A 25,284-nucleotide genomic window follows, 5' to 3' on the forward strand; every position below is an offset into this window, starting at 1 on the left:
AAGATTATGACACAAAGAATATCAAAATATCAACGTTTTAAAATGATGAATCCAATACTTCAATTTTTTAAATTCATCTATTTAAGTATTAAAATAATGATTGTTGTCGCTGGTGGACATGGCGGCACAAGAAAAGTAAACTGATGTGGTGATCAGTTTTTTTTGGTTGGTTAGTGTTAAGGTGATTTTGCCTTGATCAAAGAGAGAGCTTTCATTGAAAGCTCTCTTTTTTGTGTAACATAAGTAGCAGCCATTTTTGGTTTTATTTCAGAACTTTAAGTGTTAATTTCAAAATTAAAGAGAAATGAAAAAGTCATTGTCAACCCAGTTAACACTATTATTGGTGTTCGTGCTATCATTATCTTTTTTATCAGCATGTAGCGATGATGATGGAGATAATACTAATGGAAATGTTCTAAACCAAACCTTAACAGAGTCAGATATAAATGCTTTGTTGTTTATGTTGGAAGAAGAAAAACTCGCAAGAGATACTTACAGATATTTAAATAATGAGTGGTACCTAAATCAGTTTGCTAATATTAAAAATAGCGAACAAGCGCATATGGATGCTGTTGAAAATTTATTGATTCAATATGATATAGAATATACAATTTTACCAGAAGGTGTGTTTGCAAATCAAACGCTTCAAAACTACTATAATCAATTTATTTTGGATGGTTCTTTAAGTCAGGCAAACGCTCTTCAAATCGGAGCAACTATTGAAGATTTAGATATAGTTGATTTGAGAGATCACTTGGAGGCTACAACAAATTCAGATTTAATTTCAGTATTTAATAGTTTACAATGTGGTTCTAAAAACCACCTTAGAAGTTTTGTTTTTGGTATTGAAAATACTGGTAATACTTATTTACCTCAATTTTTATCATTAGAGGAATACAATGCTATTATAAATGGAAGTCATGAACAATGTTTTTAATAGATTCTAATTTTTATTGATAGATAAAGCATCCTAAACAAGGGTGCTTTTTTTCTTTAGTAACCTTTGTTACTAAGCAAAATGAAGTCCATATATACTTTTGTGTCAAATAATTTAAACTAATGAAACAAAAAGTAAATATTATTTTAATGATTCTGATTTTTGGGATTGGTCAAGCACAAGAGGTGACGTCCATTTCAAAATCAGAAGTGCTATCTAAAGTACAAGAGCATAACACATCAATTAAAATTTCTGAGGAGTCGTTTAATGAAGCAAAGGGAGATTTTAGACAGACCAATGCTATTTTTCTACCTAATATTTCGGTGTCTCATACTGGGATTTCAACTACAAACCCATTAATGGCTTTTGGTTCTAAACTCAATCAGGAAATTTTAACCCAAAACGATTTCAGTCCAGCATTGTTAAATGATCCAGATCAAACTCAAAACTTTGCGACACGTATTGCTGTACAGCAACCTCTAATAAACCTTGATGGGTTTTATCAAAGAAAAGCAGCAAATAGTAAGATGAAAGCAATGGAATTGCAATCTGAGCGCACAAAGGACTATATGAATTTTGAAGTCGAAAATGCCTATATGCAATTGCAGTTGGCGTACAAAGCAGTTGATGTTTTGGAAAAAGCATTATCGGCTGCTCAAGCTAATTTAGAACTGGCAAACAATAGTTTTAAACAAGGCTATTTACACAGGTCTGATGTATTGTCTGTAGAGGTTAGGGTAGGTGAGGTGAAAAACCAACTTCAAGTAGCAAAGAGCAATGTGAAAAATGCTTCTAATTATTTGTCGTTCCTTATGAATGAAAGTTCAGAAACGATTTACAGACCGTCTGATAGTCTTACCGTAAGTGTAATGAATTCAGAATTGGTTTCTGGTATAGAGAATAGAGCGGATGTTAAGGCTATGGAACTGGCTTCAGATGCCAGAGCATCTATGTATAAGGCGGATAAAATGACATTTTTACCAACGCTGAATGCTTTTGCAAGCTATGAACTTTATGACGATCAAATTTTTCAAGCAGATGCTAATGGTTATTTGTTTGGTGCCGAATTAAAATGGAATATCCTAGAAGGAACTAAACGTTTTGGTAAAGCTCAAAAAGCAAAAGCAACATACGAAAAATCAAAGTTGGAATACAATCAATATGTTTCTAAAAGTCAACTTGAAATTAGCAAAACCAAACGTGCTCTAGAGGATGCATATAACAAATTGGCATTAGCACAATTGGCTGTTGAGCAATCAAAGGAAGCTCTTAGAATTAGAACCAATCGTTTTGGTGAAGGCTTAGAAAAAACAACAGATCTGTTAATGGCAGAAACGATGTACGCCCAAAAACAATTAGAATACTACCAAACCATTTTTCAATATAACAGCACAAAGGCTTACTTACAATTCTTAACAAAATAATACTATGAAAACACTATATAAATCTTTATTACTTGGACTGATTATCGTTTTTAACTCTTGTGGAGAGAAAGAAAATACGGTTACAGTTGGTAATTCAAAACCTGTAAATGTTAAGGTGGCAACCGTTTCGCCCGATGATAATAACCCTTTTGTAACAGCAAGTGGTACAGTTGAAGCTGTAGATAATGCAAACCTAAGTACCAGAATGATGGGCTATGTAGAACGCATTTATGTAAAAGTAGGAGATAAAGTTAACAAGGGTCAATTATTACTGGCTATAAACAATTCAGACTTACAAGCTAAAAGGGCTCAAGTTAATGCGAGTATTACAGAGGCTAAAGCGGCTTTTGCAAATGCTGAGAAAGACTATAATCGTTATACCAACCTTTTCAAAGAAAATAGCGCTTCTCAAAAAGAGTTAGATGATATCACTGCTAATTATAATATGGCAAAGGCACGATTAGAAGGTGCAAAACAAATGAAGAATGAAGTTGAAGCACAGTTTGCCTATGCAAATATAAGAGCACCATTTAGTGGTGTGGTAACAGCAAAATTTGTTGAAGAAGGCACTATGGCAAATCCAGGAATGCCGTTACTATCTGTAGAATCTCCAAAACAATTTGAAGTTGTTGCTCGTGTAGCAGAAAATAGTATCAATCAACTAAAAACAGATATGGAAGTTGATGTTGTGATTTCGTCAATAAGTACTACTGTAAAAGGAAAGGTAACAGAAGTGAGTTCTTCATCGACTAATACAGGAGGTCAATATTTGGTTAAAGTCATTCTGGATGAGAAAAATGACAAGATTAAATCAGGTATGTTCGCTACGGTACAATTTCCACTAGAGAAGTCAGAAACTCAAAAATCAGATGCAAAAATTTTGGTTCCTCAAGACGCTCTTGTTTACAGAGGTCAATTAACCGGAATATATACAGTAAGTCAGCAAAATACAGCAGTATTAAGATGGTTGCGTACAGGTAGAACCTTTGGTAATCAAGTGGAGGTGTTGTCAGGTTTATCTACTGATGAATCTTACATAGTATCATCTGAAGGCAAACTATATAATGGAGCAAAGCTAAGCCCATCCTCAATCCTTCCCCAAGGGAAGGAAGTTACAGACGAAACCAATCAATAATTATTAACTAAAAAACTACCCAGTAGAATTTTTCCCTTTGGGGAAATTAAAAGGGGCAAATAAGATGAAAGAAGGATTAGCAGGAAAAATCGCCAAAGGCTTTATAAGCTCAAAGCTTACAGTGCTCTTGATGATTGTATTCATGGTTATTGGAGTTTACAGTTCATTTTTAATTCCAAGAGAAGAAGAACCACAAATTGACGTGCCAATGGCAGACATATTTGTCGGTTATCCAGGTGCAAGCCCAACAGAAGTAGAGTCTAGAGTTATAAAACCGCTTGAAAAGCTTATCTCTAATATAAAAGGTGTAGAGTATGTTTATTCTACGTCTATGCAAGAGCAAGGGATGGTTATTGTGCAGTTTTATGTTGGTGAAGATATTGAACGTTCATTTGTAAAACTCTACAACGAAATCAATAAGCACATGGATCAAATGCCACAAGGAGTAACTTTTCCTTTGGTGAAAACTCGTGCTATTGACGATGTGCCAATGCTAGGTTTAACACTTTGGAGCGAAACTTATGACGATTTTCAGATAAAGCAAATTGCACAAGAATTAACCGATGAAATAGAAAAAGTTAATGATGTTGCGGTAACTCATAAAATCGGTGGTAGAAATCGTGAGTTAAGAGTGGTGTTAGACAAAAGTAAAATGGCTTCTAGTGGTGTAGATTTTTTATCTATATCTGAAATGATAAAAGCCAACAATCAACAATTAAGCGCTGGTAGTTTTGATAATAATGATACTGAGTTTTTAGTAAAAACGGGTGAGTTTTTAAAAACAAAAGAAGATGTTGAAAACTTAGTTGTAGGTGTGCAACAAAATCAACCTGTATATCTTAAACAGGTAGCTTCCGTTGTTGATGGACCTGAGATTCCAGTGAATTATGTAAGTCTTGGTTTTGGTTCTGCAAGTTTGAAAAGAGATGATTTCAAATCGGAATATCCAGCTGTAACTATTTCCGTAGCGAAGCGCAAAGGTGCAGATGCTATGAAAATTTCTGATGTTATTATCGATAAGGTAGAACATTTAAGAACCACTTTAATTCCAGATGATGTTCATGTGGAAATTACTAGAAATTATGGTGAAACAGCTTCACAAAAGGTTTCGGAATTATTAATGCACCTCATTGGAGCTATCATTGCAGTAACCATTGTAGTGATGTTAGCAATGGGCTGGAGAGGTGGATTGGTCGTGTTTTTATCAGTGCCAATTACTTTCGCATTAACATTATTGAGTTATTATTTACTCGACTATACATTAAACCGAATTACACTTTTCGCATTAGTATTTGTAACAGGTATTGTGGTAGATGATTCTATTATTATTGCAGAAAATATGCATAGGCATTTCAAAATGAAACGTCTACCATTTAAACAAGCGGCTTTATATGCGATAAATGAAGTTGGTAACCCAACAATTTTGGCAACTTTTACAGTTATTGCTTCGGTATTACCAATGGCATTTGTATCTGGTTTAATGGGACCTTATATGAGTCCGATGCCAATAGGTGCTTCAATTGCAATGTTGTTATCACTGTTTGTGGCATTAACGATAACTCCGTATTTAGGATATATTTTCCTAAGAGAAAAAGATAAGAAGGCTGAAGCTATAGAAGATGATGAAACAGCAGGTCTCTCGGATTCCTTTATTTATAAGGTATATTCAAAATTTGAAACACCGTTAATTGAAAATAAACTGAAACGTTGGTTGTTCTTAGGTATTACTTTCGTTTTACTTCTAGGTTCTGTAGCATTATTCTTTACGAAATCAGTGGCTGTAAAAATGTTACCATTTGACAACAAGAATGAATTCCAAGTGGTGATTGACATGCCAGAAGGTACAACCTTAGAGCGTACAGCTCTAGTGGCAAAAGAAATAGGCCAATATCTAGCAACACGACCAGAAGTAGTGAATTATCAAAGCTATGTTGGTACATCAGCACCAATTACCTTTAATGGATTAGTTCGTCATTACGATTTAAGAGGCGGAAGCAATATGGCTGATATCCAAGTAAATCTTACTGATAAGCACGATAGATCTGCGCAAAGTCATGATATTGCAAAGTTGATGCGACCAGATATTCAAAAAATAGCTTTAAAATACAATGCGAATGTTAAGCTTGTTGAGGTGCCACCAGGACCACCAGTACTCTCTACAATTGTAGCTGAGGTTTACGGACCAGATTATAAAGAGCAAATCAGAGTAGCAGATTCTGTTCAATCTATTTTAAGAAGAACTGACGATGTGGTTGACATCGATTGGATGGTTGAAGCAGATCAGAAGGAATTCAACTTTGTTATAAATAAAGAAAAAGCAATGTTGTACGGTATAGCTCCACAGCAAATTGCTTATACCATGAATATGGCATTGTCTAATAGAGCTATAACTCAACTTTATGATGAAGATGCTTCAAATCAAGTAGGTTTGGTATTGTCACTAGCTGAAGAAGAAAAATCTACGATTAATGATATTACCAATTTGAAGATTAAATCTAAAATGGGACAGATTATTCCAGTAACAGATTTAATTACTGTAAAAGAAGATGCAAAACCTAAGAGTATTTACAGAAAAAATCAAAAGCGTGTAGTGTACGTTATGGCAGATATGGCAGGTGAATTAGAAAGTCCTGTTTATGCAATTCTTGGTATGTCAGATAAACTTCAAAATATCAATTTACCAGAAGGTTATACTATGGACGAACTGTACATAAAGCAACCAGAATTTGAAGATGACTACACTGTAAAATGGGATGGTGAATGGCAGATTACTCTGGAAGTATTTAGAGATTTAGGTATGGCATTTTTAGGTGTTATTATCATTATCTACATTTTGATTGTAGGTTGGTTCCAGAACTTTAAGGCTCCAGTGGTTATGATGGTGGCAATTCCATTATCGTTGGTTGGAATCGTTTTAGGACACTGGATGCTCGGCGCATTTTTTACAGCAACCTCTTTCATCGGAATGATAGCTTTAGCGGGAATTATGGTGCGTAATTCAGTTCTACTCATCGACTTTGTAAATCTTAGATTAGCAGAAGGTATCCCATTAAAACAAGCTGTTATTGAAGCAGGTGCGGTAAGAACAACACCAATTCTGTTAACAGCAGGAACTGTGGTTATAGGCGCATTCGTGATTCTTTTCGACCCAATTTTCCAAGGCCTGGCTATTTCATTAATGGGCGGAACCATAGTATCGACAGTATTAACACTTCTAGTGGTGCCATTAGTCTATTATATGATTGAAAGAAAAAATTATAAATAAAACTCAGAAGCTATGAAATTAGTCATTGTTACAACCGTAGAAGAATTTGAGAAAGATGTTCTAAAGCTTTTTAAACAAGCAGGTATAGAAAGTTTTAGTAGTTCAGAAATTGATGGTTACAAAAATGCTCCAACATTATTGGCAACTTCAAGTTGGTTCCCTAATGTTAAAGGAGGAAACGAGTCTAGAATGTTTTTTTCATTCACAGATGATAAGCATATAGATACATTATTTGAAATGATTTCAGAATTCAATAAAAATTTAGAAACAAATAACCCAATGAAAGCCGTTGTGCTTCCTATTGAAAAATACATTTAAAAATTTAAAATTATGATTAATAGATATATCAGAGCAATTGCAGGAACATTCGTGATTATTAGTGTCCTTTTAGGTATGTACGTTAATGAAAATTGGTTGTGGTTTACCATTTTCGTCGGTGTCAATTTATTACAATCATCCATCACTAAATGGTGTTTAATGGAAGATATTTTGAGAAAAGTAGGAATCAAAGATTCAAAAGAATCTTGTAATTGATTATTAGCAAACTGAGTGTTCTAAGAAAGTCCAGTACCTATTTTAGGTCTGGGCTTTTTTTTTGTTTATAAATATTTGAAATTGAGTTGGAAACATGATTTATATCATAATCTATGGACAGTTCTCTTTGTAACTTTAAGTGCATAAAGAGAAATTAAAATTTCATGATTATGGAACTTGCGAATAAAACAAAAACAAGAGTGTATACCTTCGGAAATAAGAAAGCCGATGGTAATAGCTCTATGCGGAATTTACTAGGAGGTAAAGGTGCCAACCTAGCAGAAATGAGCGCAATTGGTATTCCTGTGCCTCCAGGATTTACCATTACTACAGAGGTGTGTACAGAGTACAATCAGTTAGGAAAAGATGAAGTTATCAATCTTATTCAAAAAGATGTAGAATTGGCCGTGGCTAAGATTGAAAAAACTATGAATACCAAATTTGGTGATGCCAAAAATCCATTGTTATTATCAGTACGTTCTGGAGCCAGAGTTTCTATGCCAGGAATGATGGATACTGTATTAAATTTAGGCTTGAATGATGATGTCGTTGAAGGTCTTGCTAAGAAAACCAAAAACGAACGCTTCGCATGGGATTCTTACAGACGCTTTGTGCAAATGTATGGAGGTGTTGTTATGGGAGTTAAAGCCATAAATAAAGAAGATTTAGACCCTTTTGAAGAAATCATAGATAATTTAAAAGAAAAACGAGAAATCGCTCTAGATACTGAATTTACAGTTCAAGATTTAAAGGATTTAGTTTTCGATTTCAAAAAAGCGATTTACAGACGTATAGGAAAAGAATTCCCAACCAACCCATGGGATCAACTGTGGCTAGCTGTTATGGCAGTTTTTGATAGTTGGAACGGCAAACGTGCGGTTTATTATAGAAATATGCATGGTTATCCAGCAGATTGGGGAACAGCAGTGAATGTTCAAGCAATGGTATTTGGGAACATGGGTGAAAATTCAGGAACAGGTGTTTGCTTTACCCGCGATGCTGGCTCTGGCGAAAATTTATTTAATGGTGAATATTTAATCAATGCTCAAGGTGAAGATGTGGTTGCTGGTGTTCGTACTCCACAACAAATCACTAAAATTGGATCTCAACGTTGGGCGGAATTAGCACAAATTACAGAAAAGCAAAGAAAAAATTCCTATCCTTCGTTAGAAGAAGTAATGCCAGAAATATTCAAGGAATTAAATGGCTACCAACAAATTTTAGAAAACCATTATCGCGATATGCAGGATATGGAATTTACCATTCAAGAAGGTAAGTTGTGGATTCTTCAAACTCGTAACGGTAAGCGTACTGGTGCTGCCATGGTTAAGATCGCTATGGACTTATTAAAACAAGAAATAATCTCTGAAGAAGAAGCATTATTACGAATTGAACCAAATAAACTAGACGAATTATTACATCCTATTTTCGATCCTACAGCTTTAAAATCAGCGCATGTCATAGCTCAAGGTTTACCAGCTTCTCCTGGTGCTGCTACAGGTCAATTGGTATTCTTCGCTGAAGATGCGGATAAATTTAAAAACTCAATACTTACTAGAATTGAAACTTCTCCAGAAGATTTGGAAGGTATGAATTTAGCTAAAGGTATTCTTACCGCTCGTGGAGGTATGACATCACATGCTGCTGTTGTTGCTAGAGGTATGGGTAAATGTTGTGTGTCTGGTGCAGGTGCTTTAAAAATCAATTATAAAACAAAAACCATGTGGGTTGAAGGTAAAGAATATCACGAAGGTGATTGGATTTCTATCAACGGCTCTACAGGTAATATTATTGATGGAAAAGTGGCTACTGTAGAACCAGAATTAACTGGTGAGTTTGCTGAAATTATGAAGCTTTCTGACAAGTATAGTAGCATGAAAGTGCGTACCAATGCTGATACACCAGAAGATGCTAAAGTAGCACGTAATTTTGGTGCGACAGGTATTGGATTAACACGTACCGAACACATGTTCTTCGAAGTAGATCGTATCAAGGCGATGAGAGAAATGATCCTTTCTGACACAGTAAAAGGACGTAAGCAAGCTTTGGCTAAACTGCTTCCGATGCAGCGTGAAGATTTCGAAGGCATCTTTGAAGCTATGGAAGGTCTTCCTGTAACCATTCGTTTGTTGGACCCACCATTACATGAGTTTGTGCCTCACCAATTAGCCACTTTAAGAGAGTTGGCAGATGAGATGCATGTGTCTTTGGAGTCTGTTAAAATTAAAGTTGCAGATTTGGAAGAATTCAATCCAATGTTAGGACATCGTGGTTGCCGTTTAGGAAATACTTATCCTGAAATTACAGAAATGCAAACACGGGCTATCATTGAAGCAGCTTTAAACTTGAAGAAAAAAGGTATTGACACCAAACCAGAAATTATGGTGCCATTAGTTGGTACTTATGATGAGTTTGTGGCTCAAGAAACGATTATTAGAACTACAGCAGAAGCTATTTTTGCTGAAAGAAAAGATAAAGTGGATTATTTCGTAGGAACCATGATTGAGATTCCTCGTGCTGCACTCATGGCAGATAAGATTGCAAAACGAGCAGACTTTTTCTCTTTCGGTACTAACGATTTAACACAAATGACCTTTGGCTATTCTAGAGATGATGCTGGTAAATTCTTACCTATTTATCTAGAGCAAGGTATCCTAAAACATGATCCTTTTGAAGTATTGGATCAAGAAGGTGTTGGTCAATTAGTCACCTTAGGTACACAACGCGGACGTAGCACCAATCCAAGATTGAAAGTCGGAATTTGTGGAGAACATGGAGGGGAACCATCCTCTGTAGAATTCTGCTACAATAATGGCTTGGATTATGTAAGTTGCTCTCCTTATCGAGTTCCAATTGCGAGAGTTGCCTCTGCACAAGCAGCTATCAAAGCGGTATTTAACTAATACCTTCTTTACAGTGTTTTTTAACTTCCTGAGGTTTTTACCTCAGGAAGTTTTTTTATAAAAATATGTAACGTTTTAAACCTATCTGCGTCCTATAAGTGTAAATTAATAACTATGGAATCAAATTATCACACATTAAAAAGAACCGACAATCAATTGTTAATGATTACGCATTTGTCACAATTATTGACATATATAACAGGTTTTGGCGGATTAGTAGTTCCATTAATTTTGTGGGCTACTCAAAAAGAGGCTGTTGACGGTATGGATGCTCATGGAAAATCCATCTTAAATTTTCAATTAAGTATAATAGTCTATTGTATTATAAGCATACCACTAATTCTAGCTTTTGGGTTAGGAATTATAACACTGGTTTTAGTTGGAATTTTGGCTTTTATAATGCCAATAGTAAACGCTATAAAAGCTAGTAATGGGGAATTACCTAGCTATCCTTTATCTCTTAATTTTATTAGTTAGTTATCAGTTCTGAATTTATTCAAGACATAAGATGAAGGTAAAAACGCTCACAGAAATGTGGGCGTTTTTGTTTGTTCAGAAAAAAAACAGGCAATTACAGAAGAATCAAATTTAGATTAGGTAATTAAATATTATGTTTGTTTTTGCTTAGTTATGTTCAATAATTTCAAACATATATTATTTTTTCTGTTGTTCAGTCTTTCAGTGGTTTACTCTCAAGACCCTGTAGTTGAGCACATGTCTAAAATATCTAATTTACCTGATGTAGAATTTTATGATATTTTAGAGGATGATGACCATTATATCTGGCTTGCAGCAGATAAAGGCTTGTATAGGTATAACGGAAAAAACTACAAAAAGTTTACAAATCCAAACCAAAAAGTAAACTCATTATTTCAATTAAAATTAGATGAAAACGGTAGACTTTGGTGTATTAACCTTTACGGTCAACTGTTTTATGTCGAAAACAATACATTAACCCTTTTTTATGATGCTAATAAGCTAGTAAAAGGGCAATTATCACCTTTTGAAATTACAGACAAAGCCATACGTTTATTTACCGTAGACGGTATTTATGACATTAATTTTGAAGATAAAAGCGTTGTTAAGCTTTTTGAAGGTATGTCCGTTAGCGAGAGTTCTTATAATAAATTGTCTTATGTCATTAAGATGGATTCTGATGATAAACCTTCAAAAGAGAAGCAAAATTGGTATCAAATTAAGGATGATAAACTAAAACTACTAATAGAGCTGACTTCAAAGTTCAGAATGCAGTCACCAAAGGTATATGCTTTTAAAAATTCAGCACTTTTAAATTTTAAAGAACAAGGTAAAAATCAACTTTATTATTACAACACTCAAGCTGATAAAGTCAAGCAGCTAACAACACCAAAAAACCTTGAAGATGTAACTATTTACAACATTATATCTTTAAATAATGACTATTGGTTTTTAACAACTTCTGGTGTTTTTATATTTCAATTAAAACAAAATCAATTAATTTTTAAAGAACAATTATTTAGTAACGAATCTGTTACTGATGTGTTAGTAGATTTCAATAAAAATTATTGGTTCACTACCTTAGATAATGGTGTTTTTGTGTCATCTAATTTAAGCATAAGACGTCTTAATTTAGACCTTACAAAAGATAAAATCACAGCAGCTTGTGCGCTAAATAATAATCAATTTTTACTTGGTACCAATAGTGGTAAATTGTTATTTTATAACAATAAAGAAGTGTTTAAAACCCTAAAATTACCAGGCTCTAAGATTATTGGTAATTTGTTTTTTGATGCCTCACAAAACCATGTTATTGTTAGTATTAATGCTTCTGAATCTTATAGTGTAGACTTAAATACATTCACTTTAAAAGACCAAAAAAATAAATACTCTGTAGCCAAAACATTTTCTAAAATAAATGAAGAAAACCTTTTTTATGGTAGTTATAAGGAAGCTGTAGTTTACAATAAACCTTACACTTCAGATTCAATACGAATTATTAGAGAAAGCAGAGTGAAAACTTCTGAAGTCTTAGAAGAAAAAATTTTCGTTTCTTTCATTGATGGATTATATCAATTTGATGTAAAGAATTTTAATTCAAAAGAAATTAAATTAGACAATGAAAGCGTTTTAGTTAATTCAATAGCAAAAATTAATAATGAAGTTTGGCTTGCCACACAACACAATGGTTTGTTGTGTTTTAAGGACAATCAATTGATTTCAAAACAAGATATTTTACCAAAACAAGTTCAGATAAATACACTAAAATCTGATGGTGAATTTCTATGGATTTCAACAGATGAAGGTTTTTATAGATTTCAACCAAAAACCAAACAAATTAAGAGTTTAAATACGCAAGATGGATTGACTTTGTCGGTTGATAAATTCATCATTCTTCAAGATTATTTGGTCGCAACTTTCCCTAATTCATTTTATTTAATGCCTAAAAATGAAGCACTTTTTAAAGACTTTAAAACATCTAAAGTGTGGATGGAATCTGTAAAAATTAATGATAAAGATACCGTAGTTAATACCAATTATAATTTACCATATAATTTTAATAATTTAAGGTTTGATTTTAACTCTAATGGCTTTCAATCTAATAAGCACGTTGGTTACAAATACCGCATAAAACCTATTGATACCACATGGCGAGACGTTCCTTTAAATACACATTTTGTAGTGTTTAATAGTTTGTCTAGCGGTAAATATACTTTTGAGTTACAAGGTCAAAATATTGGTAGTAAAGATATACAATTTGCAAGTCCAATTACCTTTACCATCAACAAACCTTTTTGGGAAACATACTGGTTTTATGCGCTTGTTTTATTGGTCGTAGCTGGTTTAATATGGTTGTATTTTAGGTGGCGACTTAGACAAAAAGAAGCACAACGAATTGCCGAAATTGATAAGATATTAATCGACAAAAAAATCACTAATTTGAAGTTAGAAAACCTGCGATCTCAAATGAATCCGCACTTTATTTTCAATGCTTTAAATTCCATTCAAGATTATATTATTTCCAATGAAAAAGAGCTGGCAAGTTCATATTTAGTGAAGTTTAGCCGATTAATCAGAATGTATTTGGATTATAGTCAACAAAACGAAATTACTTTAGAAGAAGAACTAAATGCCTTAAAACTGTATTTAGAATTAGAAAAAGTTAGATTTGAAGACGAGCTGACGTATAGTTTAAATGTAGATGAAAAACTAAATGTTAGACAAATAAAAGTTCCGTCGTTATTCATTCAACCTTATGTGGAAAATGCATTAAAACATGGACTTTTACACAAATCTGGTGAACGATTATTAAAGATTGAAGCTAAAGCAACCAATGAAAATACGCTTGTAATTACAGTAGAAGATAACGGAATTGGAAGACAGCAATCTGAAGCCTTAAAACGAAGTGATAAACCACACAAACCCTTTGCTACCAAAGCAAACGAAGAACGTGTAAGGCTTTACAAAAACAAATTAAAACGAAATATTAATATAGAAATTATAGATTTATATAATTCTAACCAACAACCAACTGGTACAAAAGTGGTAATCACCATGCCAATACAATAAATTATGAAGGCTATAATCATTGACGACGAAAAGCGCGCAAGACATTTATTGTCTAATTTAATAACAGAACATTGCCCAAGCATAGAAGAAATTAATGAAGCTTCAGATTTAAAATCTGGTGTAGATTTAATTAAAACAGAGCATCCAGATATCGTATTTTTAGATATTGAAATGCCAAACCAATCAGGTTTAGATATTTTAGAATATTTCCCAAATCAGATAGATTTTAAAATCATTTTTGTTACAGCATATAACCAATATGCAATAGAAGCTTTTAAACTTTCGGCAGTAGATTACTTACTAAAACCTGTTGATATTACAGAACTTAAAGAAGCGGTTACAAAAGCAAAAGAAGCTATAGAAGCCAACAATTTAAGTGGTCAATTAAATAAGTTACGTGACTCTTTAAGGCAATTATCAATGGATAAAATTGCTTTAGAAATTCCTAAAGGCATTCTTTTTGCATCGCATAACGACATTGTTTATTTTGAGGCAGATGGTATGTATACTAATGTACAATTGGTAGAAGGAAAGCAAAAAACCATTTGCAAACCGTTAAAGCATTTTGTAGAGCAATTATCTAAAAACGCTATGTTTTTTAAGTGTCATCGTTCGTATTTAATCAACTTAAAATATGTTGAAGAATTAGTGAAAGACGATGGTGATTATCTATTGATGAGTAATCAAAAACGTATTCCTATTTCTAAGTCAAAACGCGATCAGTTTTTAGAAGTTGTAAAAGAAACTTTCTTATAGTTTTTTTGACTATTTTGTCATTCAGAGCGTAGCGAAGAATCTGTAAAACTCTTTCAGAAAAAAAATAACTGCTTTTAGAAAAAACTACTTTAATCTGCTAGTGTTTAGTTTTTTATTTGACAAAAACTAAAAATACTATCATGAAAAAAGTTGTCCTATTTATTGCTTTAGCGTTATGCTACGGTACATCTCAAGCTCAATTTGGTAAAATGTTAAAAAAGAAAGCCAAAGCAGCGGTAGAGAAGAAGTTAGATAAAAAAGAAGATACAAGCTCGTCTTCAAAAACTGAAAATTCTTCAGGAATGGTTGACAGTTCATCAACATCTAACCAAAATTCTTCAAAAATAGAATATACAGATGAAGAATTTAAAGCAGAATTAGCCAAAAAATATCCAAACGATCAAGCTAAACAAGATTTATATTACCAAAAATATCTTGAAAAAAAGCAACAACAAGCAGAAGCTAATAAACCAAAAGCAGCAGCAAAAATAGGAGACGAATTCTTATACATGTCTTATCCTTTTGCCATGACTAAAGGGATGAGCGCAGTTGGTGTAGACCGTGTAAAACTTAGACGTCAAATGACAGATATGGGCGATAATGTAGATCTATTACCATATCAAGATCCAGAATATGCTTGGTTACGTTTCTTAACTACACCAGAATTAGTAATGATGTCACCAGAAGGCTATATTGGTTACGAGTTAGTTTCTGGTATGTTTACAACAAAAATCGGTGCAGACAGATCTAGAACAATAGAGCTTGGTACAGGTATGCCAATACTTGTTAGAGGTATGCTTATAGCAGAAGATGTATTTGTTATTTACGCAGGTTCTCATCAAGGTGGGCACGCTTTTAATGTGCCATCATACATGTATCAAAACGATATTACAGTTTTAAATATCATAGGAAAAGGCGAGCAACAATTTCATCTAGATTGGTTAGAAAAAGCAAAGCCAATCGTACAAGAGTTTGAAGCCACGTTAAAAGCAAATTACGATGCAGCTGCAAAAGCAAAAACAGATGCTATAAAAATGCCAAAAGCAGGAGCAATGAACAGCAATACCTCTTTAGTCAACTTTGCTAAAGAAAAAGTATCTGCAACAATAGCAAAAGATGGCGCAAAACTTTTAAAGTTAAATATAGAATCTAACGACTGGAATATCGTTAAAAACAAATACACAGGACATATTATGTACCGTTGGATTAAAGGTGCATTTACAGAAAAAAATAAAAATAATGAGTGTTATCTGCAAGGATTTTTAATCAAACAACAATATAACGGAAGCGGTTACAGTAGTTCTGAGTTTGGTGGAATTATCCACGGACAAATGCCTTACGGACAAATCATGAGCTGTGAGAATGCTAATTAAAACGATAATAGAATAATTAATACATTTTAAAAGATGAAAAAGCTACTAATACTTTTAACTATAATATCCATAGGAGCAACACAGCCTACACATGCTCAATTCTTTAAAAAAATAAAAGAAAAATTAGATAAACCTCTTATTAAAAAGAAAGACAAAAAAATTAGTGAAGAGGAGTTAGAAAAAAGAAAAAACATTAAGCTTCCAGATGCAGGTGCTTTAGATAAAGATGAAGCGTTAAAGGCAATAGCTGTAAATGGTTTGAATAATTATTACGGTAAACTAAGCATGAGTAATACACATCAATATATAACATCAAACACTTGGTCTACTGTAAAGCATAAGGACACAGGATTACCTTTATACCAATGGGCTGTAGGAGCTGTTGTTCAGAAAAATTCAGACGGACAATGTATGCTTTATGAGTTTATTTTAAGAAGAGATTATACAGGTGGTGGTAACTATGGAGAAGCTTTTTTTAACGGTATAAATCGAGGAACAATCAAAGCGCCTTACGGTGATTACATAGCTTGTGTAGAATAATATCTATTATAAAAGTTCAACTAAAGTTTTTAAAAGAGTTTACAAGGTGTAGGCTCTTTTTTTGTTTAGAAAAAAATAGAGGAGTTTCAGAAAAACCCAAATTGAAAAACTAGGTAATACCAGTTGCTTTGTACTCGATTAATCATAAAAATTCTCAACTACAATGAAAAGAACATTACTATTATTAACAACCTACCTATGTTTGGGAGTATCTGCATTTTTTGCTCAAAATGTAAATATTCCAGACGCTAATTTTAAAGCATATCTCGTAGGAAATGCATCAATTAATACAAATAACGATGGTGAAATTTCTGTTGCTGAAGCACAAGCATTTTCAGGTCAATTATTGATAAATGGGTTATCAATTTCAGATTTAACAGGTATTGAAGCTTTTGTAAATATTACACGATTAGATTGTTATAGCAATAATTTAACGTCTTTAGATGTAAGTAATAACCTTGCATTAACACGTTTACATTGTGCTGCTAATCAAATCGAAACATTAGATATTAGTGCAAACACATTAATTACAGATATTCAATGCCATAACAATGGTGTGTTATATCAATTAAATATTGCAAATGGTAATAACGTTAACATCAATTGGATGAAAGCCTATGGTAATAGCTTATCATGCATTCAAATTGATGCCGGTATTATACCACCTGCAGAAGCTGGTCTTTATAGTCAAGGATGGACAAAAGGAAGTTCTGCATTTTATAGCGACGATTGTGCTGCGTTAAATCAAATTGTAAGTATTCCAGATACTAATTTTAAAAGTTTTTTAGTAAACGATAGCAGTATCAATTTAAATAACGATTCTGAAATTACAATGGCAGAAGCACAAGCTACTACCGAGTTAATTATGAATGGTATTGGTATTGCAGACTTAACAGGTATAGAAGCTTTTACCAATTTAACACGTTTAGATGTTCCAAATAACAGTATAGCCACAATTGATGTAAGCAACAACTTATCTCTAACACGTTTACATGTTGCTGAAAATAATCTAACAAGTCTTGATATTCGTTTAAATACAAGTATTAACGAAATTTTCTGTTATAATAATAGTCAGTTAGAGACTTTGCTGATTTCAAACGGAAATAATAGCAATTTCAACTATATGAAAGCTTACAGTAACCCAAGCTTATACTGTATTGAGGTTGATAACGGATTCTCGCCACCAGCAAACAGTGGTCAGTATGTAGCAGGTTGGACTAAAGATGGTCAAGCAAGCTATAGTATTAATTGTATTCCTTCGGTATTCTATGTAGATGCTACTGCAACAGGAGCAAATGATGGTAGCTCATGGGCAGATGCTTACACAAATTTAGGAGATGCTTTACCAAATACTAGTTTAAATGATATTATTTGGGTAGCAAAAGGAACCTATACTTTGGTTGATAAAAACACTCCATTAACTGTTAGTACAAATGAAGTTGATATTATTGGAGGTTTCTCTGGAACAGAGACAACTTTAGCAGATAGAGATTTAGCTTTAATACATACAACTAATGCAACCATTTTTACTGGAGATATTAATGGAGATGATATTGCTGGTGATTTCACTACTAATAAAACTGATAATGCAGAGCGTTTATTTGAAATTAGAGCTCACAATGTTACTTTTGATGGTATTGTGTTTGAAAATATTTACGACACATCGCAATCTGGTGGTGTAGAGGAAAATGGTATCATATTCATTCCGAATAGTTTAGGTATTACAAACTTAAAAATTAAAAATTCGCTAATTCAAAATAATTATTCAAACGGTTATTTGCTTAAAATGCGAAAGTTAAGCGGTGGTTTATATTTAGAGAATACAAAATTTATAAATAACACATCGGTTAATTTAGGGTTAGTTTACGTACAATCTGATAATACAAACGGTTATATTTTTACACGTTGGGCTAATGTATTGGTAGCTGATAACGATATTAATGTTGCGGCCTTAGATATTTACAGATCAGATTGGAATAACGGAAACACTTTAGATGTTGTAGTTACTAATAGCACGTTTGTTAATAACGACTATAATAGTACTCATGGTAATTCGATTATAGCATCAGGAAATGGAAGTGTTAATTTAAATGTTTATAATTCTATTTTTTGGCAGAATACCACTAGTGGTGTAGCAGCAACCAGAGATATTTCTAACGGAGCTGAAACTAATTATGATGTTGTTATAGCAAATACTGTTGCTAATGTATCATCAAACGCTGGAACTTACGGCTCATTCTCTGCAACAAACGTAACAACCTTAGATCCTGCAACAGATAATTTAAATTTAGATAGCGATTACAAACCTACATCAGCTTCAAATTATGTTATCGATTCAGGTGATAATGCATATTATGATAATGCTTTATACGGTGCTTTAGATTTAGCAGGTAATACAAGATTCTTTAACACTACAATAGATTTAGGAGCTTATGAATACAATTCTACATTAGGATTAGATGATGATATTAATATCTCAGAAGTAAGGTTATATCCTAATCCAGCTACTCATAGTTTATTTATAGAGTCTTCTCAAGCTATAGAGAAAATAAGCATTTATAACGTAAATGGTCAAGTAATAAAAGAGCTCAATTCTGTAAATAACAGTATAGATGTTTCTGAATTCCCTGTTGGCTTATATTTTCTTCGTATGAGTACGGAAGGAAAAACACTAACAAAGAAATTCCTTAAAAATTAATTAAATAAACTCCTTAAAAGCACCCTTTTTTTGGGTGCTTTATTAAATTTTTTTATATGAAAACTATAAAGTTCTTAGCAATTATATTATTGGTTTTGTCAACCGTATCATGCTCATCAGACGATGATACTAACACTAATGAAAATAATTATGTAAAAGTAGGTAACACAACTTTTGGTATGACCTCTGCCACTGTTGAAAGCTCGTTCAATAGAACATATATTGAACTAATCAACAAAACAGAAGCAGAAGTTTTAGCATCTATTAATAATGGTTTTAATCTGAATAGTTTAGACTATATGAGTATTACTATTAATGAAAACTCTATTGGCGAATTAACTTATGACTTTAATGATATATTAGATTATGAGTTTTTTGTTAATGGTAGTGTGGTCAATGGTGAGCTAGAAGTTGGTGTAATACAATTACAAGAAGGTGAATCAAATAATTTATATGCAGTATCTGGTAGTGTAACTATTACGTATTACTCTGTAGATAGAATTGCTTTCACTTTTAATTTTGAAAGAGAAGATGGTACAATAATTACTGGTTCTTTTGATGGTGGTTATATTTTTCTTGAGGATAGTTTAGATTAAGTTTCAAAAAAGAGAAGTAGTAGTAATCAAAAAAGCTCACCAAAACGGTGAGCTTTTTCTTTATCGTTGAGATAATTTTGCAAGAAATCCTTTTAATTGTTGAGCATCACAGGCATTACAAGCATAGTCACGTGCTCGCCTTCATCCAATCCATCGATAGGAGTAAGGATACCTGCTCTGTTTGGTAAACTCATTTCTAACTGTACGTTATCAGAGTTTAAATTGTTTATCATTTCTGTTAAGAAACGTGAGTTAAAGCCTATTTGCATATCGTCACCTTGGTAATCACAAGATAAACGCTCTTCAGCTTTATTACTGTAGTCTATATCTTCTGCTGAAATATTAAGTTCTGCACCAGCAATCTTTAAACGGATTTGATGTGTAGTCTTGTTAGAGAAAATACTAACACGGCGTACAGAGTTTAAAAATTGGGTTCTGTCTATAACTAATTTGTTAGGATTTTCCTTAGGTATTACAGCTTCGTAGTTAGGATATTTTCCATCAATCAATCGACAGATTAATACTGAATTTTCAAAAGTAAACTTAGCGTTAGAGTCGTTGTATTCAACTAAAACATCATCATCACTTCCTGCTAAAATCCCTTTTAATAAATTTAAGGGCTTTTTAGGCATTATAAATTCAGCTGTTTCAGATGCACTTACGTCATCTCTAGTATATTTTACCAATTTGTGTGCGTCAGTAGCAACAAAAGTTAAATTCTCTTGAGAAAACTGAAAGAAAACACCACTCATTACAGGTCTTAAATCATCATTACCTGCAGCAAAAATAGTTTTGCTAATTGCTGTAGCTAAAATGTCTCCCATTATGGTTGTTTTGCTAGCATCTTCTACAGAAACAGCATTTGGGAATTCAGCACCATCAGCATAAGCTAAAGCATATTTACCATGATTAGAACTGATTTCTACAGTATTGTTTTCTTCAACCACAAACGTTAATGGTTGCTCAGGAAATGTTTTTAAAGTATCTAATAATAACCTAGCTGGTAATGCAATACTACCTTCAGAATCACTTTCTACATCAATTGTAGAAGACATTGTAGTTTCTAAATCGCTAGCAGAAATTGTTAGTTTTGATTGGCTAAGTTCAAATAAGAAATTATCTAAAATTGGGAGTGTATTACTATTATTAATAACACCTCCTAAAACTTGAAGTTGTTTTAATAAATAAGTACTAGAAACAATAAATTTCATATTGAATATATAAGTTTTTAACTTTTAAATAGTGTCTTACAAATATATTTCAATAGATGGGTTTTATAAAACAAACTTATTAACAATAGTTAGGTGTATTTTCGTTTTCTGAAGTAATTAAAAGCAAAACCAAAAACAGCTAGCAAAGCCAATGGTAACGCTATATTAACGAGCTGCCAAGTACCTTTTGATTCCTTAATTTTCTCCGAATCTAGGAAAGCGATATTGATTTCCTTGGCTCTAATGTTTATAAGTCCGGTATCGTCTAATAAATAATTGACCGTATTTAGCAAAAATTCTTTGTTTCCAAATGCTTTTCCTGTGAGCTGATCAAAGCCTAGTTCTTGTGGTCTATTTCTAATGACTTCGTTTTTAATAACGTCTCCATCCGAAATAATGACCATTTTAGTAGGTGAGCTTTTAGATTTAAAATCTTTTATTTTGGTTGGTAAGATACGCTTGTCATAAACAGATGTAAACTCACCTTCTAATAAAACCGCTAAGTTTTGTGGTCCTTTATTGTAGCTTGCTTCATCTGGTGATTTTGTAACATCAGCAAGTGAAATGGTTTTTAAAGCACCTTCAAGCTTTGATTGTGGCGAACTTTGTAATAAAATAGTCTTCTTAACTCCGTTTTTCAGTGTGTCTATCGGACTTGCAAAATCATACTTTACTAAGTTGATGTTTTTTGTAATAGCGTTTTCAGAATTAGACTTTGCTAATGGAGAATATTGCCATTGTATAGGTTGCATTTGGGTTTGACTTCCTTCACCAATAGCCAGCATAATTGGTGCAGAATATAAATCCTTAACTAAACTAGGATTGATTCTAAATCCATATTTAAAAAAGAAATCTTTAAGGTTTAGATCTCTCATAATGGATACAGAAGAACCAGAATCATTATAAAGACTGTCTTTATCCATAATTACGGCTTCTGTTAGCCAAAGACTTTTTCCTCCATTCATAGTGTATTGATCCAGAACCAGTTTTTCATTTTCGGTAAATGCTTCACTCGGTTTTGCAGCAACAATAAGGTCGTAGCTTTCTAGATTTTTTAAGGTGCCTTCAAGGTTTGTTGCCACACTATCTAACGTAAAAGGAGCAAGGTTATAATAAGGTTGAACTGTTTTTAAGAAATCTTGAATATAAATATCACCTAGTTCACCGTTACCTTTTAAAATGGCAATTTTTTTAGACTTTTCTTTTACTAGTTTGTTAAAAGCATCGGCAAAAGCATATTCTAAAGACTGTACAGAATTATTGATTTGAGTTGGTAAATCTTCCGTAATGCTGCGCTTTAATAATGGAATTTTTACCGTTTGGTCTTTATAACTGGCAAATGCCCAAGGAAAGATGATTTCTTGCGTTACTTTTCCTGTACTATTATCTGTATTTATATAAGGCTCTAACCCAGATTTTGTTAACTCTTGAATGTTACGTTCTCTGGTGGTTTCATCTTCGATAGGGTTAATATAATTGATGAAAATTTGATCGGATTGCAACTGAAATTCTTCAATAAGTTGTCTCACTTCAGTTCTAAGTAATCTAAATTCCGAAGGAAAATCACCTTCTAAAAACACATCAATAACCAGAGGTGCATCTAAATTTTCTACCAATGATTTTGATACTTTAGAAAGTGTGTAGCGTTTGTCTTTAGTTAAATCGAAACGCTTATATATGTTGCTAGAAATGACATTAACGATTATTAAACCAATAATGACAGCAAGTATGTATATTAAGGTTTTATTCTTCTTCATTTTTCTCAAAAGTTATGATTTCCTCATAAGGTCTCAATTCCGCAACCTTATTATCCTTAAAGATTATTTCTACACAATCTCTTTTGTCGTTAAATGCGCCAGGCTCTATGCCAAGTCCGTAGTTCCATTTATTGATATCATGATTTTTAATAGCATCGTTCCATGATAACCATTCTTCTTTACCAAGTAAATTTCTAACAGTTTCTTTTGAAGCTCCAATTAGTGTGTCTGATTCTATGGTATTATCAATCATTTCGTAACGTAGTGCTGGCTTTTCTATCCAAGCTTCACTATCGAAATATTTTTGATGATGGTGGTTGCTGATAATATTTATAAAAGGATAAAAAACATAAAAGTAAGCGAATGGCGTAAGCACCAAACTTATAATTGCGGTTAGCCATTTACGTTTATCTACTGTATTAAAAAACAAAAACAATAGTACGAATACTATAATCATGAAAATGACTAAAAAAGGCGTGATAATCATTGTTATTGTTTTTGAATTCTAAAAGTTGTGAAAAATAAAAACGCTAAAGCAATACTTATAAAATATACTAAGTCTCTAGAGTCAATCACACCACGGCTCATACTATTGTAATGTGCTGCCATACCAAGATTTTCAATGTAAACTAAATCTCCTAAAATATTGTAATTGGATAAACCTTCGAACCCGAAATAAAAGAAGAAGCAAATAAATACAGCAATTATAAATGCCACAATTTGATTATCTGAAAGTGTAGAAGCAAACACGCCGATGGCTGAGTAAGAAGCAATTAAAAATAACAATCCAAAATAAGAACCAAGTGTGCTTCCCATATCTAAATTGCCTTCAGGGCTACCAAGTTTAGAAACCGTGTAGACGTAAAGAAAAGTGGGAATCAATGCCAAAACAATCAATACTAAAGCACCAAAATACTTACCTAATACAATCTGAAAGTGAGAAATAGGTTTGGTAACCAAAAGCTCTAAAGTCCCTTGCTTTTTTTCATCACTAAAACTTCGCATCGTTACAGCAGGAACTAAGAAAATAAGAATCCAAGGTGCTAAAAGGAAAAAAGTAGATAAACTGGCTACACCAGTATCTAAAATATTGAAATCTCCTTTAAAAACCCAAAGAAAGAGTCCATTTAATAATAAAAACACACCAATTACCAAATAGCCGATAGGCGAGGCAAAAAATGTATTTATTTCTTTTTTTAAGATTGCTAGCATAAATTAGTATCAAGTAATTAGTACAAAGTATTAAGTACAGTGGTTATGTGTTTAATCATAATTTTTTTTCTTTGCGACTCTGCGACTCTGCGACTTTGCGAGCATTTTTAATTCGTAATTAATCAATCTAAAGTCGTCAATTTATCTACACTCCAAGCTTCAGGTTTAGCATTAAACAATGGTTTGGTTTTAGACCATACATTTTTAAATAATTCAGAATGTCTGTAATTGTTTAAATCCGCTTCAGAATCCCAATAGCTATACGTAAAAAAGATATTGGTATTGTTTTGGTCTCTATATAGTTCTAAAAAATTACAACCTTCAAAATGGCGTATCTTTTCTTTGTTAGCTTCAAAATTAGCTAAGAATTCTTCAATTTTAGAAGGATCAAAACTCATTTTTACAATTCTTACTAACATCTTTTTATCTTAATTTTATTTATAAACTGTTTTCTCTTTGTAAAGTGCTTGGTACAGGCAAAAAGTTAACAGTTACAGTGTCCATAGTTTTTAACCCCATCAATGTAGAAGCACTACCAACAGTTTTACAATTACTTTTATAAACAGCAATTTCTAAGTGCCCAGAAGAGTTAAAAACAACCATTCCTTTACCTTCATCATTACGTTTAGATTCCTCAATGTCAAAATTTACAATATCACTATATTTTTGATATATGGTTTTGAACTTATGGTTTCTTGCCGAAATTTCAAAGGCTCTAGTTTTTTGTACCGACTCAAAGAATTTTCGTTTAATATTGGTAACTACATTACCGTAATTATCTATGTAGATTACACTACCTATAATCTGATTATTATCGTCATTAACAAAAGGGTTTAAATTTTTAATAGGCTTAATAGTGTTAATAACTTTTCCGATAACCTCAAGTGTACCTCCTCTAGCAATATGGCAAGCCACTTTAACAAATACATCAAGTACAGGGAAGCTCGTTTCAATCTTATCGTGTATGTTAATCTCAACAATCTTCTCTGGTGCTATCTCAGTACAAATCATACTCATAATACCATTGTTAGCACATATAAAGTAATGGTCGTCTAAACTAACTGCAATATGTTTGTTTTCAGGGCTTAACTCGGAATCTATTCCTATAATATGAATCGTTCCTTTCGGGAAACTATTGTAGGCATTTAAAATTATATAAGCAGCTTCCGAAGTATCAAAAGGAGATATAGAATGTGAAATATCAACAATATTTATATCAGAAAGTTCACTATGAATAGCACCTTTTATGGCTCCGGCGAAGTGATCTTTTTCTCCAAAATCAGTCGTTAAAGTGATTATAGCCATAGATTGATTGTTGATATTTTTTTAATAATCGTGGTTGTAAAATTGTTAGATTTGTGTGTACACAAAACTAATAAAAGAAAACAGATTAACAC

21 protein-coding genes are annotated in these 25,284 nt (G+C 32.7%); 15 read left to right on the forward strand and 6 right to left on the reverse strand.

Annotated elements, in window-relative coordinates:
* Positions 1-6: 6 nt before the first annotated feature.
* The 15 genes from AC2H4K_RS14735 to AC2H4K_RS14805 all read left to right on the forward strand — a co-directional run bounded on the left by AC2H4K_RS14735 (position 7) and on the right by AC2H4K_RS14805 (position 19,707).
* Entirely contained in the window at positions 7-144 is a 138-nt protein-coding gene (locus AC2H4K_RS14735) for a hypothetical protein (RefSeq protein ID WP_162835789.1), read from the forward strand.
* Between the two features lie 160 nt (positions 145-304).
* Positions 305-937, forward strand: a complete 633-nt coding sequence (locus AC2H4K_RS14740; protein ID WP_281139770.1) for a DUF2202 domain-containing protein — start codon at positions 305-307, stop codon at positions 935-937.
* Between the two features lie 122 nt (positions 938-1,059).
* Positions 1,060-2,361: a TolC family protein gene (locus AC2H4K_RS14745; protein ID WP_281139769.1), complete on the forward strand. Its 1,302-nt coding sequence runs from the start codon at positions 1,060-1,062 to the stop codon at positions 2,359-2,361.
* A 4-nt stretch (positions 2,362-2,365) separates the two neighbouring features.
* Positions 2,366-3,496, forward strand: a complete 1,131-nt coding sequence (locus tag AC2H4K_RS14750) for an efflux RND transporter periplasmic adaptor subunit (RefSeq protein WP_281139768.1) — start codon at positions 2,366-2,368, stop codon at positions 3,494-3,496.
* A 64-nt stretch (positions 3,497-3,560) separates the two neighbouring features.
* The gene (locus tag AC2H4K_RS14755; RefSeq protein WP_281139767.1) at positions 3,561-6,761 is read left to right on the forward strand and encodes an efflux RND transporter permease subunit; all 3,201 of its coding nucleotides are present in this window, start codon (positions 3,561-3,563) and stop codon (positions 6,759-6,761) included.
* Positions 6,762-6,773: 12 nt separating this feature from the next.
* Entirely contained in the window at positions 6,774-7,079 is a 306-nt protein-coding gene (locus AC2H4K_RS14760) for a hypothetical protein (protein ID WP_281139766.1), read from the forward strand.
* A 12-nt stretch (positions 7,080-7,091) separates the two neighbouring features.
* A complete protein-coding gene (locus tag AC2H4K_RS14765) occupies positions 7,092-7,295 on the forward strand; it encodes a YgaP family membrane protein (RefSeq protein ID WP_281139765.1) in 204 nt (67 codons plus the stop codon).
* Between the two features lie 170 nt (positions 7,296-7,465).
* Positions 7,466-10,198 carry a pyruvate, phosphate dikinase gene (gene ppdK / locus AC2H4K_RS14770; protein ID WP_281139764.1) on the forward strand — a complete coding sequence of 911 codons (2,733 nt, stop codon included), beginning with the start codon at positions 7,466-7,468 and terminating at the stop codon, positions 10,196-10,198.
* A gap of 114 nt (positions 10,199-10,312) precedes the next feature.
* On the forward strand, positions 10,313-10,675 hold the full coding sequence (locus AC2H4K_RS14775; RefSeq protein WP_281139763.1) for a DUF4870 domain-containing protein: 363 nt from the start codon (positions 10,313-10,315) through the stop codon (positions 10,673-10,675).
* A gap of 237 nt (positions 10,676-10,912) precedes the next feature.
* Positions 10,913-13,744, forward strand: coding sequence for a sensor histidine kinase (locus AC2H4K_RS14780; protein ID WP_281139762.1), 2,832 nt, complete (start codon positions 10,913-10,915; stop codon positions 13,742-13,744).
* A 3-nt stretch (positions 13,745-13,747) separates the two neighbouring features.
* Positions 13,748-14,500, forward strand: a complete 753-nt coding sequence (locus AC2H4K_RS14785) for a LytR/AlgR family response regulator transcription factor (RefSeq protein ID WP_281139761.1) — start codon at positions 13,748-13,750, stop codon at positions 14,498-14,500.
* 140 nt (positions 14,501-14,640) lie between these two features.
* On the forward strand, positions 14,641-15,873 hold the full coding sequence (locus AC2H4K_RS14790; RefSeq protein WP_493742562.1) for a hypothetical protein: 1,233 nt from the start codon (positions 14,641-14,643) through the stop codon (positions 15,871-15,873).
* 33 nt (positions 15,874-15,906) lie between these two features.
* Positions 15,907-16,413 (forward strand): hypothetical protein, encoded by a 507-nt coding sequence (locus AC2H4K_RS14795; RefSeq protein WP_281139759.1) that lies wholly within the window; start codon positions 15,907-15,909, stop codon positions 16,411-16,413.
* A gap of 163 nt (positions 16,414-16,576) precedes the next feature.
* Entirely contained in the window at positions 16,577-19,111 is a 2,535-nt protein-coding gene (locus AC2H4K_RS14800; RefSeq protein WP_281139758.1) for a T9SS type A sorting domain-containing protein, read from the forward strand.
* A gap of 56 nt (positions 19,112-19,167) precedes the next feature.
* A complete protein-coding gene (locus tag AC2H4K_RS14805; RefSeq protein ID WP_281139757.1) occupies positions 19,168-19,707 on the forward strand; it encodes a hypothetical protein in 540 nt (179 codons plus the stop codon).
* Between the two features lie 92 nt (positions 19,708-19,799).
* Here AC2H4K_RS14805 and dnaN read toward each other — a convergent pair whose 3' ends face one another.
* The 6 genes from dnaN to AC2H4K_RS14835 form a co-directional block, all read right to left on the reverse strand.
* Positions 19,800-20,918: a DNA polymerase III subunit beta gene (gene dnaN, locus AC2H4K_RS14810; RefSeq protein ID WP_281139756.1), complete on the reverse strand. Its 1,119-nt coding sequence runs from the start codon at positions 20,916-20,918 to the stop codon at positions 19,800-19,802.
* A gap of 89 nt (positions 20,919-21,007) precedes the next feature.
* A complete protein-coding gene (gldG, locus tag AC2H4K_RS14815; RefSeq protein ID WP_493742563.1) occupies positions 21,008-22,675 on the reverse strand; it encodes a gliding motility-associated ABC transporter substrate-binding protein GldG in 1,668 nt (555 codons plus the stop codon).
* The gene (locus AC2H4K_RS14820; protein WP_281139754.1) at positions 22,662-23,162 is read right to left on the reverse strand and encodes a hypothetical protein; all 501 of its coding nucleotides are present in this window, start codon (positions 23,160-23,162) and stop codon (positions 22,662-22,664) included. The genes gldG and AC2H4K_RS14820 overlap by 14 nt, the downstream gene beginning before the upstream one ends.
* Before the next feature lie 2 nt (positions 23,163-23,164).
* Positions 23,165-23,887, reverse strand: a complete 723-nt coding sequence (gene gldF, locus AC2H4K_RS14825) for a gliding motility-associated ABC transporter permease subunit GldF (protein ID WP_281139753.1) — start codon at positions 23,885-23,887, stop codon at positions 23,165-23,167.
* A gap of 122 nt (positions 23,888-24,009) precedes the next feature.
* Positions 24,010-24,306, reverse strand: a complete 297-nt coding sequence (locus AC2H4K_RS14830) for a putative quinol monooxygenase (protein WP_281139752.1) — start codon at positions 24,304-24,306, stop codon at positions 24,010-24,012.
* A 19-nt stretch (positions 24,307-24,325) separates the two neighbouring features.
* The gene (locus tag AC2H4K_RS14835; protein WP_281139751.1) at positions 24,326-25,192 is read right to left on the reverse strand and encodes an SAM hydrolase/SAM-dependent halogenase family protein; all 867 of its coding nucleotides are present in this window, start codon (positions 25,190-25,192) and stop codon (positions 24,326-24,328) included.
* Between the last annotated feature and the right edge of the window lie 92 nt (positions 25,193-25,284).

This window comes from Winogradskyella sp. 266wxhm, assembly GCF_058964685.1.

Excerpts from the sequence above, each read along its gene's own strand:
- AC2H4K_RS14735 (WP_162835789.1), top strand. The coding sequence starts at position 7 with ATGACACAAAGAATATCAAAATATCAACGTTTTAAAATGATGAATCCA.
- AC2H4K_RS14740 (WP_281139770.1), top strand. The coding sequence starts at position 305 with ATGAAAAAGTCATTGTCAACCCAGTTAACACTATTATTGGTGTTCGTG.
- AC2H4K_RS14745 (WP_281139769.1), top strand. The coding sequence starts at position 1,060 with ATGAAACAAAAAGTAAATATTATTTTAATGATTCTGATTTTTGGGATT.
- AC2H4K_RS14750 (WP_281139768.1), top strand. The coding sequence starts at position 2,366 with ATGAAAACACTATATAAATCTTTATTACTTGGACTGATTATCGTTTTT.
- AC2H4K_RS14755 (WP_281139767.1), top strand. The coding sequence starts at position 3,561 with ATGAAAGAAGGATTAGCAGGAAAAATCGCCAAAGGCTTTATAAGCTCA.
- AC2H4K_RS14760 (WP_281139766.1), top strand. The coding sequence starts at position 6,774 with ATGAAATTAGTCATTGTTACAACCGTAGAAGAATTTGAGAAAGATGTT.
- AC2H4K_RS14765 (WP_281139765.1), top strand. The coding sequence starts at position 7,092 with ATGATTAATAGATATATCAGAGCAATTGCAGGAACATTCGTGATTATT.
- ppdK (WP_281139764.1), top strand. The coding sequence starts at position 7,466 with ATGGAACTTGCGAATAAAACAAAAACAAGAGTGTATACCTTCGGAAAT.
- AC2H4K_RS14775 (WP_281139763.1), top strand. The coding sequence starts at position 10,313 with ATGGAATCAAATTATCACACATTAAAAAGAACCGACAATCAATTGTTA.
- AC2H4K_RS14780 (WP_281139762.1), top strand. The coding sequence starts at position 10,913 with ATGTCTAAAATATCTAATTTACCTGATGTAGAATTTTATGATATTTTA.
- AC2H4K_RS14785 (WP_281139761.1), top strand. The coding sequence starts at position 13,748 with ATGAAGGCTATAATCATTGACGACGAAAAGCGCGCAAGACATTTATTG.
- AC2H4K_RS14790 (WP_493742562.1), top strand. The coding sequence starts at position 14,641 with ATGAAAAAAGTTGTCCTATTTATTGCTTTAGCGTTATGCTACGGTACA.
- AC2H4K_RS14795 (WP_281139759.1), top strand. The coding sequence starts at position 15,907 with ATGAAAAAGCTACTAATACTTTTAACTATAATATCCATAGGAGCAACA.
- AC2H4K_RS14800 (WP_281139758.1), top strand. The coding sequence starts at position 16,577 with ATGAAAAGAACATTACTATTATTAACAACCTACCTATGTTTGGGAGTA.
- AC2H4K_RS14805 (WP_281139757.1), top strand. The coding sequence starts at position 19,168 with ATGAAAACTATAAAGTTCTTAGCAATTATATTATTGGTTTTGTCAACC.
- dnaN (WP_281139756.1), bottom strand. The coding sequence starts at position 20,918 with ATGAAATTTATTGTTTCTAGTACTTATTTATTAAAACAACTTCAAGTT.
- gldG (WP_493742563.1), bottom strand. The coding sequence starts at position 22,675 with ATGAAGAAGAATAAAACCTTAATATACATACTTGCTGTCATTATTGGT.
- AC2H4K_RS14820 (WP_281139754.1), bottom strand. The coding sequence starts at position 23,162 with ATGATTATCACGCCTTTTTTAGTCATTTTCATGATTATAGTATTCGTA.
- gldF (WP_281139753.1), bottom strand. The coding sequence starts at position 23,887 with ATGCTAGCAATCTTAAAAAAAGAAATAAATACATTTTTTGCCTCGCCT.
- AC2H4K_RS14830 (WP_281139752.1), bottom strand. The coding sequence starts at position 24,306 with ATGTTAGTAAGAATTGTAAAAATGAGTTTTGATCCTTCTAAAATTGAA.
- AC2H4K_RS14835 (WP_281139751.1), bottom strand. The coding sequence starts at position 25,192 with ATGGCTATAATCACTTTAACGACTGATTTTGGAGAAAAAGATCACTTC.